We start from the raw sequence: 12,907 nt of genomic DNA, 5'->3' as shown, positions 1-12,907 counted from the left end.
GTATATTGCATGTCGAGTGAGTCTCGTTTTGACCCGTCCCTGGTGTTAATCAAAGATCGTTTTAGATTGCAGAGGCAATGGCGGGAAATCGCAAAGGGTTCTGTTGCGGAAAAGGACGTTGAAAAGTTCTGGCGCGCGACATTGCGTTCTATGGAAATTCGGGCGACGCGCCTGCAAGCGATGCCGCAGGTGCGGTATCCGGATAATCTGCCAGTCGTCGATAAGCTGGAAGAGATCAAAAAAGCCATTTCTGAAAATCAGGTGGTTATCATCGCCGGTGAGACCGGCTCTGGTAAAACCACGCAGTTGCCGAAAATCTGTCTGGATCTGGGACGCGGCGTGGATGGTTTGATCGGCCACACGCAGCCTCGTCGTCTGGCGGCGCGCTCCGTCGCCAACCGCATTGCCGAGGAGCTGAGCTGCGAAGTTGGTAAGCAGGTGGGGTATCAGGTCCGTTTTACTGATCATACCGACGACAGCACGTTGGTGAAGTTGATGACCGACGGCATACTGCTGGCGGAAACCCAGAATGACCGTTTCCTCAACCGTTACGACACGATCATTATCGATGAAGCCCATGAGCGCTCGTTAAATATCGACTTCCTGATCGGTTATCTGAAAAACCTCCTGCCCAAGCGGCCTGATCTCAAAATCATCATTACCTCCGCCACGATTGACCTGGAACGCTTCTCCGAACACTTCAATGGAGCGCCTGTGGTGGAAGTGTCTGGCCGCACTTATCCGGTAGAGCTGCATTACCGTCCCTTGACCACTATGGACGACGAGGTGGATATCGGTCTGCAGGATGGCGTTGTGCATGTGATTCGGGAAATCGAGCAGATGGAGCGTGAGCAGCGCAAACCGCCCGGAGATATCCTGATATTCATGGTTGGAGAGCGGGAGATTCGCGAGACTGCGCAGCGATTGCGTAAAGAAGAATTTCGTAATACGGAAATCCTTCCCCTGTACGCGCGACTCAGTAATCAGGAGCAGAACCGTATTTTTCAGTCCCATGGCGGACGTCGCATTGTGGTCTCCACCAACGTGGCGGAAACTTCCCTGACGGTGCCGGGCATTCGTTATGTGATCGATCCGGGGCAGGTGCGCATCAGCCGCTATTCATACCGCTCCAAAGTGCAACGACTGCCGATAGAGGCGATTTCGCAGGCCAGCGCCGAGCAGCGCAAAGGCCGCTGTGGTCGGGTGGCGGAGGGTGTGTGTTTCCGGCTGTACTCTGAGGAGGACTTCGTCGGTCGCGACCCCTTCACCGATCCGGAAATTCTGCGCACCAACCTGGCGTCGGTCATTCTGCAGATGCTTTCGTTGCGTCTGGGCGATATCCAGAAGTTCCCTTTTATGCAGAAGCCGGACACGCGTTATATCAATGACGGCTACAAGCTGCTGGAAGAGCTGGGCGCGGTAAACGCGCAACGGCAGATGACGGCGATAGGGCGAACCCTGGCGCGTTTCCCCATTGATCCTCGTCTGGCGCGAATGCTGGTGGCCGCTGCGGAAGGGCATTGCCTGAAAGAGATGCTGATTATTGTTTCCGCCCTGGCGGTGCAAGATCCAAGGGAGCGTCCCATGGAATTCCAGCAGGCGGCGGATGAAAAGCATGCGCAATGGGCGGATGAGCAATCAGACTTCGTCAGCCTGCTGAATCTGTGGAACGGTTATGAGGCGCAACGCCAGGAACTGAGCGCGAATCAACTGCGCAATTACTGTAAGAAAAACTTCCTGTCGTTCCTGAGAATGCGCGAGTGGCGTGACACTCATCGTCAGCTGCTGTTGCTCTGCCATGAGCAAAGCTACAAAGAAAACACGGAGCCCGCTGCTTATGACGAGCTGCATCAGGCTCTATTGGCGGGGCTGATTACCCAAATTGGCCAGAAAGACGAAAAAGGCGAGTACGCCGGCCCCCGTCAGCGCAAATTTGTGATCTTTCCGGGATCGAAAGTACGGAAAAAGGCGCCGAACTGGATTATGTCGGCGGAAGTGGTGGAAACCAGCCGTCTGTTCGCCCGCACCGTCGCTCGCATGGAGCCCGGCTGGATAGAAAAGGTTGCGCCGCAACTGCTGAAGAGCAGTTATCTGGAGCCGCACTGGTCGAAGAAGCGAGGCGAGGCGTTGGCGTTCCAGCAGGTCTCTTTGTATGGCCTGATTGTGGTGCCGCGTCGCCAGGTGAGCTACGGCCGCATTGATCCGCAGTTCAGTCGCGAGGCGTTGATCCGGGAAGGGCTTATTGAAGGCGAGATCAACAGCCGCCTGCCGTTTATTCTGCACAATGCGGAATGCCGGGAGGAAGTCGAGCAGATAGAAGCCAAAGCCCGTCGTCGCGACCTGTTGGTCGATGACGAAGTGTTGTTCCAGTTCTACGATGAGCAACTGCCCGCGGATATCACCACCGTCAAAGGGTTGGAGTATTGGTACAAGCGCTTGTCGGACGGTGACAAAAAGGCGTTGCTGTTATCGCCGGAAGCGCTGTTGCGAGTGCTGCCGGAGGTGAAGCTGGAAGAGCAATTTCCCGACGCACTGTTGTGGAATGGGCAGCAATTTCAGCTGAGCTACAAGTTTGAGCCGGGCGCGAAAGACGATGGCGTGACGGTGCGCATGCCCGCCGCAGCCATGGCGCAGGCGCCAGTGGGTCTTCTGGACTGGTTGGCCCCGGGAATGCGTAAAGAGAAGTGCGAGGCGTTGATTCGCTCGCTGCCGAAGGCGATTCGGAAAAACTTTGTGCCTGTCCCTGATTTCGCTAAGGCGGCCAGTGACGCCATGGTTCCGGATAACCATCCCATGTCTCTGGCGTTGGGTGAGCAGTTGCGCAAAATGACCGGCATGCAGGTCGCTCCTGAGCAATGGGATGAATCCCTGCTGCCGCCTCATCTGCGCATGAATATCCAGGTAGTGGACAGCCAGGGCGGCGTAATTGACCAGGGACGAGATTATCATGAGCTGGTTAAAAGGCTTGAAGGACGCCTGGAAAAGTTGGCGCAGGAATCCGGAACCTTGTTCAAAGAGCAGGCAGGGCTGACTGAATGGAGCTTCGGCGCCATGCAGGAGAAAGTCGCCGTCAGCCAGGCGGGCGCCAGTCTGTTCCTGTATCCCTATTTGCAGGATCAGGGAACGTCCGTAGCGCTAAAGTCGGCGTTCGACGCGGGGTTCGCTCAGGCGCAGCACCGTCTCGGCATGGCGCGGCTGATCATGTTGAGGCTGGCGGATACGGTGAAGTATCTGAAAAAGAATCTGCCCAAACTGAAAGAGATTGGGCTCTACTATGCGCCAACCGGAAAGCTGGATGGTCTGGTGGACGAGCTTGCCTTGACGGCCTGTATCGAGGTCTTTCTTAAAGACAAACCTGCCATCGCCAATGCGGATGAGTTCACTCGACGGGTGCAGCAGTATAAGGCGGATTTAATTCCCAAAGCGGAAGAGCTTGCGTTGTTGCTGCATGAAATTTTGCAGGCCTATCACCGCATAACCAAAGCACTGAGCAAAAACACGGTTTTGGCGCTGGCGATGTTTTTGGGAGATGTGAAGCGGCAGCTGCAGCACTTGGTGTACCCCGGGTTTCTCACGGAAGCGCCGCTAGAATGGTTGCGGCAATATCCGCGCTACCTTGCCGCGATCGAGGAGCGGTTGGACAAGATGCCACGGCAGATCACTCAGGAACGCCAGTTTCAACTGATGTTCGAGACGCTATGGTCGCAATACAACGCGAGAAAAGAGAAGCACCAACGGGAAGGTTATGTGGATGAAGAGCTCGCCAATTTCCGCTGGATGTTGGAGGAGTATCGGGTTTCCTATTTTGCGCAGAAGCTAGGCACCCTCATGAGCGTGTCGGAAAAGAAGCTTCAGAAGCAATGGGAAAAAGTCCGAATTTAATTCCGCTTCTTAACATAATGGTCACATTCTTCTGGGCGCGCCGGGGCAAATTCATCCAGCCCCGGCGCTGTTATGTGCTAAGATTTCTCGTCAATACGCGAGTGCAATAACTAATTAAATAAGTAGAGGCTGAATCGTGAGTTCTGTAGTCATTAGCGGCACGGGCCTGTTTACCCCGGCTTACAGCATATCCAATGAAGAGCTGGTGGCTTCGTTTAACGCCTATGTGCAACGTTTTAACGAAGAGAACAAAGAGAAAATCGAGTCAGGGGAAGTCGCCGCGCTACAAGAATCCTCGGCTGATTTTATCCTCAAAGCATCCGGCATCAAAAGTCGCTACGTTCTGGACAAAGAGGGCGTACTGGACGTAGACCGTATGCATCCCTATATCCCAGAGCGCAGCAACGAAGAGCCAAGCGTGCAGTGTGAAATGGCGGTCGATGCGGCGAAAAAAGCCATGACTGAAGCGGGCAAGACCCCGGCGGACATTGATGCGGTCATTGTCGCCTGTTCAAACCTGCAACGCGCTTATCCCGCAGTGGCGGTGGAAGTGCAGAGCGCCTTGGGCATTGACGGTTTCGCCTATGACATGAACGTCGCCTGTTCTTCCGCTACGTTTGGCATTCAGGCTGCGGTCAACGCGATTGAATCCGGTTCCGCTCGCGCGGTATTGGTGGTGAATCCGGAGATTTGCTCCAGCCACCTGAATTTCAGGGATCGCGACAGCCACTTTATCTTTGGCGACGCCTGCACGGCGATTCTTCTGGAGAAGGCGGAGACAGCGACCAGCCAGCACCAGTTTGCAGTTATCGGAACCAAGCTTAAGACACTGTTCTCCAACAATATCCGCAATAATTTCGGCTTCTTGAACCGTTGTGATGAGTCCGGGATTGGCAAGCCAGACAAACTCTTCGTCCAGAATGGGCGCAAGGTGTTTAAAGAAGTGGTGCCAATGGTCTCCGAGATGATTGTGGAGCATTTGGGCGGCAACGATATCGACGCCTCCAGGCTCAATCGCATGTGGCTGCATCAGGCGAACTTGAGCATGAACCAGCTGATTTCAAAGAGAGTGCTGGGACGGGAGGCGACAGCGGAAGAGGCTCCAACCATTTTAGACACCTACGCCAACACCAGCTCAGCCGGCTCCATCATCGCATTTCACCTGAACAAGCAGGACCTGAATGGCGGCGCATTGGGCGTGATCTGCTCCTTTGGCGCAGGTTATTCCGCAGGCAGCATTATTGTTCGCAAGGTTTGATTCAGTCTGAAATCCAGGCCTTTCTTTTCTCTGGCCGTGGCGTATGCGTCGCGGCTTTTTCATTTCTGGGCCTGACTCCTTCTTTATTTTGGATAGTCAGCGCAACCCGTTTCATTGAACTGTAACTATTCATACGTGTCATATTGAGACAGACTCGTGGACGGGAACTGAGTTGAAGGACGCAAGCTGGGATCGCGAACCATAAAGCCCGGGCTACAGAGGAATACCTACTTTGAAGTGGACACTTTGTCAGGTAGACTGCTCGGCCGTTGCAAAAATGTGAGTTAGCCCGCATATTAAACGGGCCTTTGAGCCAACCCGCCGCCATATCCAATAAAAATAAGCGCCCGCGGCCAGTTCAGCATTCCGCGTAGCGACGACGTTGAGAGGTCGCCGCAAGAAGACGGAAGCTTTGAGAGTCTTGAATACCGCCGAAGTTAAGCCAGACTGAAGAATACAGAGAGCCCCCCAAGGCGCTTAAGTGGGATTTATGGATACGAGTAAACCGCAGCATACAAGGCGTTTGTCCGCCGTTTTGTTATTGTCAATGGCCGCACCCGCAGGGGCGATGGCTTCTCACCCACAGGACCCGTGGGAATCTTACAATAGAAAGGTTTTCGCCTTTAACGAATTTCTGGACGACTACTTTCTACGCCCCGTCGCCAAAGGCTATCGGGCGGTGACCCCGGAAGTCGTCGATCGCTCAATTACGAACTTTTTCGGCAACCTTGGCGATGTCGTTACGCTAGCCAACAATATTCTGCAGTTGAAGCATCACGAGGCCGCAGCGACGGCCAGCCGCATCATGTTTAACAGCACTTGGGGAGTTGGCGGTCTGTTCGATGTGGCGACAGCCTTTGATATTTCCGTGGACAAAGAGGATTTCGGTCAGACGCTTTGTTATTGGGGCGTACCCCAGGGCAATTATCTTATGCTGCCGTTCCTGGGCCCAGGCACGATTACCGACACCATTGGCCGCATTCCTGATAGTTATGCGGACCCGGTAGGGTATCTGTTCTCTGAGCCGGAAAGATATATCGCCAGCGCAACCCGTATTGTCGACAAACGCGCCGATATTATTCCGGCGGAGAATCTGATCCAGGGCGATCGTTATACCTTCGTCAGAAACGCTTATCTGCAGCAGCGTGAGTTCCTGATCAACGATGGCAAGATCGAAGATCCCTTTACCTCCGACGACTTCGACGAAGACTATTGATCCTGTCAGGCGGGAGCCAGTCTCTCGCCGTCTCATCCTCATCCTTTTTCTCGCCACGCCTCTTCCCGTCCTTCACTCGTATAGCTACTTGCGGCCCTCCCTGCCCGATAAGCTATATTTAATCTAAGGATTTGATAGCTGGGTGGGAATGATGTCGAGATATTTGAACACGAAACTTCACAAGTACCGTAAGGCGATGGCCGAGGCGAGAGATTACGCCACCTGGCGTGACGCCGCGCTGGAGCTGGACTATCTGGAAGGTCATGTGGAGTGGAAGGAGTCATTCGCCAGCGATTTATACAATTACGAGCTGATTTATGACCGCCTGATGGAGCTTCGCAACGCGATGCAGGGGCGTGATCATTCCAAGCTGATCCGCAGTTTGCGCGAAGGGTTGCACCATGACCTCGGCAATATGGGGAATGCGTTGCTGTATCAGCACAGTTATATCGGCACCAAGCACTTGATTGAGGAGTACGTCAATCAAGTCTGCGATGCGCTCAATTACGTCTGTGACAATGATATTCCCGAGCTGCCGCCGCGGCAGAAACTGGAGTTTTTCAAAGATACGTCGATCAGCTTCGGCCGGCCTTCGTTATTGCTGAGCGGGGGCGCGACATTGGGGCTGTTTCATCTTGGCGTGATTAAGGCGCTGTGGGAGCGCGGCCTGCTGCCTCAGGTGATCGCTGGCTCCAGTGTAGGGTCCGTCATTGCGGCCATGCTGGGGACTCATACTGATGCGGAAATTCCGGAAATGCTGGAGCCCCATCGCCACAATCTGAAAGCCTGGCGCTGGATGGGGATGTTCAATGGTCTGCGCGGGCGCGGGTTTATGGATATCCGCCAGCTGGAGAAATGTCTGCGTTCGAATATTGGCGAGTATTCCTTTTTAGAGGCCTATCAGCGTACTGGCCGCAGCATTAATATCTCTGTCTCGCCCGTGCATCATCACCAGAAGGAGCGCTTACTTAGCGGTTATACCTCGCCTTATCTTCTGGTATGGAGCGCCGCACTGGCGTCGTCGGCGGTTCCCGCGGTGTTCCCGCCCGTGCGTTTGATGCGCAAGGATGAGAACGGCGGCATTGTTCCCTACATGCCGAAACTCCGCTGGGTGGACGGCTCAGTGGTGAGCGATCTGCCTATAGAGCGACTCAAGCATTTGTATGACATTAACTTTTCCATTGTGAGCCAGACCAATCCGCATATCGTTCCATTTATGAATGCGAAGAAGCGCGACCAGAAAATCAGTCTGGCTTCGCTGCCGTTGCGGGTGATCAAGGCGGAAATGCAATTTCACGGCATGGGCGCGTTCGATTATTTGCGGAAACAGGCCGAGCCGGAACTGCTGCGGCAGCTCTGCGGGCAGGCCTATACGGTTTTGGCGCAGCGCTATTATGGCGATGTCACCATTGCGCCCCGTTATAGCTTTTGGCATTTCAGGCGGATGCTCTCCAATCCCTCGCCGGATGTCGTCGAGCGGCTGGCGCTGGAAGGCGAGCGCGCCACCTGGCCAAAAATATCCATGATTCGGACGCACTCCAAGATCAGTCTGACATTGGAAAAAGGAATCAAACGATTGAAAAACCGGCTGCAGGGACGCAAGGCGGAATTGCGGGTGGTGAACGTTACCAAATAGACATAATAGAGCGCAGTCGCGACGCTGGCGGGGAATTTGTATGTTTCATGGACGAATCCCTGAAATTTGCCGTTTCTATAATTTAACTCCGTCGTCCGGCGCGTTACACTAGCGCGTTGACAGTAACTATGCCCGCGCCAACAGGCGCAATTTTGGATTCCATGTACGAAGCGTTTTTCGGTTTAAAAGAAAGCCCATTTTCCATCGCGCCTGATCCCCGTTATCTCTACATGAGCGAACGCCACAGAGAGGCTTTGGCGCATTTGTTGTACGGCATTGAAAGGGAAGGGGGCTTCGTGCTGCTGACCGGTGAAGTCGGCACCGGTAAGACCACCACCTGTCGCTGCTTTTTGCAGCGGGTGCCGAAAAACACGGACATCGCTTTCATCCTGTATCCGAAACTCACCGCCAGAGAGCTGTTGGCCACGATCTGCGATGAGTTGCACATCGCTTATCCCGCCCAATGCTCCATCAAGATCCTGATTGACGTTATTCACAAGCATTTGCTGAAAGCGCACGCGGCCGGCAAGCATACTGCGCTGGTGATTGATGAAGCGCAGAATCTGTCTTCGGATGTACTGGAGCAATTGCGACTGCTCACCAACCTGGAAACAGAAAAAAAGAAACTGTTGCAGATTATTTTGCTGGGGCAGCCGGAATTGAAAGAGCTGCTGCAGCGGCCGGAATTGCGTCAGTTAGTGCAGCGCATTACGGCCCGTTATCACTTGGACGCGCTCTCACCCGTGGATGTGCGCGCCTATATCGGTTATCGCCTGTCCGTTGCAGGCTGTCGCAAAGAACTGTTCAGTAATGCGGCGATCAATAAGGTTTATAAGCTCAGTCGCGGCATACCTCGTATTATCAACCTGATCTGCGATCGGGCGCTGTTAGGCGCTTATTCGGAAAACAGCCAGGTGGTGACCCCTGCGCTGGTCAAGATGGCGGGCAAAGAAATTGGCCTTAACGCCAAACGCACCACCGTGAAATGGTTGGACAACTGGATCGTCAAAGGCTTCGCCGCTGGGGCGTTAGCGGGTGGTTTGACCCTGGTGCTGGGCTTGTCTCTCAATCAGGATCGTCGCCAGCCGGAAAAAGCCATTGGCGCGGTTGCGCAGGCCTCCGCTTTATCGGATGCGGGGGAAGGTCAGATTCAGCGGGATGAGGGCGCGCTTAAAGACGCCGCCTTACCCTCCGATGAGAAAGGCGCGGCTTCAGAAGCTTCCGTCGGCGGTGCGACTGCAACCGCCGCCGCACAGCCCGCCGCCTGGGTATCGCCAGTGGCGGCCTCAGCTTCCAAGGTGCTGGGTTCCTATCGGCCCAAGGGCGACAATACGCGTAAGGCCTATCAGTCCGTGATGCATATCTGGGGACTGGCCGACAACGCCGGCGCCCGCGGTTTGGTGTGTGAATTCGTAGAGACTCGCGGGCTGCGCTGTCTGCATCGACAGGGCAACTGGCGCAGCCTTCTGCAGCTGAATCGTCCAGCCGTGTTGAAATTGATGAATAATACCGGCGAAACCTTCAGCGCTGCGCTAATCTCCGTATCGGCGGATCAGTCAGCGGTGATTGAACTGGATGGGGAACGTCATACTATTCCTTTGGCGGAACTGGATGGGCATTGGCAGGGCGATTACAGTATTTTGTGGAAAGTCCCCCCTTATGCGTCCATGGTGATTCAGCCAGGGGAAGTGCAGGATGAAAATGAGTGGATTGACGGTAAGATCAAACGGGTGAATGAGGTTTGGCTGTCGCAAGGCGAAATGCCTTCACTGGAGCCGTTGCCTGACACCTCATTGAAAGACCGGGTGCGTTGGTTTCAGCAGGAGGTCGGGATATTGCCGGACGGCATTCCCGGCGCCATCACCCTGATCATGTTAAACAGCTGGACTGACAGCACAGCGCCTCTGCTTATTCCGATCAAGCGCTCATAGGAAAACGACATGTCCTATATACTTGAAGCCCTGAGACGTTCCGAATCAGAAAGATATCAGGAAAAGCTGCCTGACGTGGTGCAAGGCGGCGCATTCATGATGCCCCGCAAAGAGAAGCGCGCGCCCTGGGCGCTGATTCTCATTCTGTTGCTGAGCCTCAACGCCATCGCCCTGGCGACTTTCTTTTTTATGAATCGCCCTTTCGAGAAAGAGACGCCGGTGGAGGCAGTTTCCGCTGACGCCGCTCCTGCTTCATCTACAGCCTCGGCGGCGACCGCTCCTGCGACGCCGGCGCAACCCCAGTCAGTGCAGCCAACTGCCGCGAACGCTCCGAGCCAGACGGTTCCCGTACAACCGATGAGCGCGAATAACTCGGACTTTATGGTTGATAAGGTGCCGCTGGATACAGCCTCAAACACGGATATCTATGTGGACCTCGGCGGAGAAGAGGAAGAGTCGGTCAATGCGGATGGCGGCATGCTGATCGCGCCCTCCAGTGGTGCTTCACGCAGGGCGATGATCATCCCCGGCTCCGGAACGGCGGAAGCGGCTCAGAACGTGGAAGATCAGTATCCTAATATATCTGAGCTGAGCGTCGCTTTTCAGCAGCAGATTCCAGCGATGGAGTTCAATAGTCATATCTACAGCGCCAGTCCGGATGACCGTAGAATCATGATCAACAATAACTATCTTCGGGAAGGGCAGCGTTTTTCCGGCCTGAAGGTGTATCAGATTACCGAGAACGGCGTAGTGTTGGATAAAGGCGGCCAGTTATTCTGGATTCCCGTCATCCGTAACTGGGCTCCCGAAAGTTAGGCGAGCATGGTAAGTGAAGGTATAAAGGAGCAGATTCAGTCCGCCTATCGAAAGTATATCGCCGCCCGTAACATCAAGCCTCGCTCCGGGCAGCGGCATATGATCGCTGAGATAGCGCGTTATCTGTCCTCCATCGAACTGGACGGCGAGTTTCGCCGTAGCAACGATGCCACCACTTGTGTTGTGGAGGCGGGGACCGGCACAGGGAAAACCCTGGCCTATTTAATGGCGTCCATTCCGTTCGCGGCCGCGTTGCGCAAAAAAATCGTTATTTCCACCGCCACCGTGACGCTGCAGCAGCAAGTCGTGCAGCGTGAATTGCCGTTGCTGGCGGAGCACACGGATCTTGAATTCAAAGTCGCGCTGGCGAAAGGGCGCGGCCGCTATATCTGTCTGCATAAACTTGATTCCTATCTGGCTGGCCAAGAGCAAGGGATTTTGTTGCTGGATGGACCGCAGGAGAGCGGTGGGCAGGATGTGGATGCGGAGGCCTACCAACGGTTCATGAACTGGATGGTGGACAAAGGGTGGAGCGGAGACTGGGACAGCGCTCCGGAGCCCATCGAAGAGACGATCTGGTCAACGGTGACCACGGACCATCGCCAGTGCCTGAATAAACGTTGCTCGTTCTTTACGCAGTGCGCCTATTACAAGGCGAAGATGGAGGCCGAAAAGGCGGAAATTATCGTTGCGAACCACGATCTGGTGTTCGCGGATCTGGCGTTAGGCGGAGGTTTTGTTCTGCCGCCGCCGGAAGAAACCATTTACATCTTTGACGAAGCCCACCACATGGCGGATAAGGCGTTGAATCATTTCGCCTTCAGCGCCGGTTTGAAATCCTCGCAGAAAATGTTGCGTGGACTGAGTCGCGCCCTGGTGGAAGGGCAAAGCGTATTCGCCTACGACGAGCAGATCACCAACCGGGTCAGCCCAATGGCGGCGTTGTCTCAGGAAATGCACCACCATCTCGACGCCGTCGGCCGCTTTCTGAACGAAACCATCGAGTGGGAAGAAAACGACGAGCGCGCCACCTTTCAATACCGTTATCCCATGGGCGTGATTCCCGAGGAGCTGCGCAAGCTGTCAGCGGCGATGGCGGATAAAGTCGCCGAGATGAGTAAGGAACTGGAGGCGGTGCTCAAGCGCTTGCGGGATCTTGCGGAAAAAGAACAGCAGGGCGGCGCGCAGCGACAGGCCTATGATCAGGCGGTGATGGCGCTGTCGGTGTATCAGTCGCAAGTGGAGAATCTGGAAGACGTATGGCGAATCATGGGCGAGGAAGTCCAGGCGGGCCATACGCCAACCGCCCGCTGGCTGACGACATGGGCTAAAGAAGCGGATAGCGATGTGGTCGTGCATGTCAGCCCCACCAATGCGGCGCATCTGCTGCGCAAGCGGCTGTGGTCGCGAGCGTTTGGCTGTGTGCTGACTTCCGCGACGCTGAGTGTGGCGGGGCGCTTTGACCGCCTGGCGGGACAGGTGGGCCTTCCCGACGGCAGTATCTTTGCGATTCATCACAGTCCGTTCGACTTCAACAACAATTGTACTCTGGAGTTGTGCGATCTTGGTCGCGACCCGCAAGACTCCGAAAGCTATCTGGAAATGCTGAGCCAGGCGCTGCTGCGCATCATCGATGAAAAGCAAGCCACACTGGTGCTGTTCAGCGCGCGGAAGCACATGCAGTTCGCCGCCCGCGCCCTGGCGGATACCAAACTGGGGAGCCTGATCATCACCCAGGACTCAGGCAACAAAGGCCAGCTGATCGACAATCACCGTTCGCGAGTGGATGAAAACAAGGGCAGCGTACTGTTTGGTCTGGCCAGTTTCGCCGAGGGTCTGGATTTGCCGGGAGATTATCTCAAGCACGTCATTATCGCGAAGCTGCCCTTCGCCGTGCCGGATGACCCGGTGGAGGCGACCTACGCGGAGTGGCTGAAATCCAAGGGCGGCAATCCGTTCAACCAGGTGGTGCTGCCTGACGCGATCACACGCTTGCTACAGGCATGTGGACGCTTACTGCGCAGCGAGAGGGACAGCGGTAAGATTTCGATTATGGACCGTCGTCTGTGGACGCGCTCCTACGGGCGTATCATTCTCAACGCGTTGCCGCCTTATAAAGTGGTCTCGGCGGATATTCGTCAGCCCACCACCAGTGAATCCTAGGCTTA

The 12,907-nt window shown here is 55.2% G+C and carries 7 protein-coding genes; all 7 read left to right on the top strand.

Features of this window, described 5'->3' with window-relative positions:
* The first annotated feature begins 9 nt into the window (after positions 1 to 9).
* The 7 genes from hrpA to dinG all read left to right on the top strand — a co-directional run bounded on the left by hrpA (position 10) and on the right by dinG (position 12,902).
* A complete protein-coding gene (gene hrpA / locus ONV78_RS09315; protein ID WP_279502810.1) occupies positions 10 to 3,882 on the top strand; it encodes an ATP-dependent RNA helicase HrpA in 3,873 nt (1,290 codons plus the stop codon).
* 136 nt (positions 3,883 to 4,018) lie between these two features.
* Positions 4,019 to 5,140, top strand: a complete 1,122-nt coding sequence (locus ONV78_RS09310) for a beta-ketoacyl-ACP synthase III (RefSeq protein ID WP_279502809.1) — start codon at positions 4,019 to 4,021, stop codon at positions 5,138 to 5,140.
* A 490-nt stretch (positions 5,141 to 5,630) separates the two neighbouring features.
* Entirely contained in the window at positions 5,631 to 6,356 is a 726-nt protein-coding gene (locus ONV78_RS09305; RefSeq protein ID WP_216735554.1) for a VacJ family lipoprotein, read from the top strand.
* 163 nt (positions 6,357 to 6,519) lie between these two features.
* A complete protein-coding gene (locus ONV78_RS09300) occupies positions 6,520 to 7,992 on the top strand; it encodes a DUF3336 domain-containing protein (protein WP_253938152.1) in 1,473 nt (490 codons plus the stop codon).
* Between the two features lie 161 nt (positions 7,993 to 8,153).
* Positions 8,154 to 9,923, top strand: coding sequence for an AAA family ATPase (locus tag ONV78_RS09295; protein WP_279503114.1), 1,770 nt, complete (start codon positions 8,154 to 8,156; stop codon positions 9,921 to 9,923).
* Positions 9,924 to 9,932: 9 nt separating this feature from the next.
* Positions 9,933 to 10,739 carry a general secretion pathway protein GspB gene (locus ONV78_RS09290; RefSeq protein ID WP_279502806.1) on the top strand — a complete coding sequence of 269 codons (807 nt, stop codon included), beginning with the start codon at positions 9,933 to 9,935 and terminating at the stop codon, positions 10,737 to 10,739.
* Between the two features lie 6 nt (positions 10,740 to 10,745).
* Positions 10,746 to 12,902: an ATP-dependent DNA helicase DinG gene (dinG, locus tag ONV78_RS09285; protein WP_279502804.1), complete on the top strand. Its 2,157-nt coding sequence runs from the start codon at positions 10,746 to 10,748 to the stop codon at positions 12,900 to 12,902.
* The last annotated feature ends 5 nt before the right edge of the window (positions 12,903 to 12,907 follow it).

This window comes from Hahella sp. CR1 (genome assembly GCF_029813005.1).
GTDB lineage: Bacteria > Pseudomonadota > Gammaproteobacteria > Pseudomonadales > Oleiphilaceae > Hahella.
This window is presented reverse-complemented; position numbering and strand designations above follow the sequence as displayed.

What these genes read in the sequence shown, in the direction of transcription:
- hrpA (WP_279502810.1), top strand. Translation starts at nt 10, where the DNA reads ATGTCGAGTGAGTCTCGTTTTGACCCGTCCCTGGTGTTAATCAAAGAT.
- ONV78_RS09305 (WP_216735554.1), top strand. Translation starts at nt 5,631, where the DNA reads ATGGATACGAGTAAACCGCAGCATACAAGGCGTTTGTCCGCCGTTTTG.
- ONV78_RS09295 (WP_279503114.1), top strand. Translation starts at nt 8,154, where the DNA reads ATGTACGAAGCGTTTTTCGGTTTAAAAGAAAGCCCATTTTCCATCGCG.
- ONV78_RS09290 (WP_279502806.1), top strand. Translation starts at nt 9,933, where the DNA reads ATGTCCTATATACTTGAAGCCCTGAGACGTTCCGAATCAGAAAGATAT.
- dinG (WP_279502804.1), top strand. Translation starts at nt 10,746, where the DNA reads ATGGTAAGTGAAGGTATAAAGGAGCAGATTCAGTCCGCCTATCGAAAG.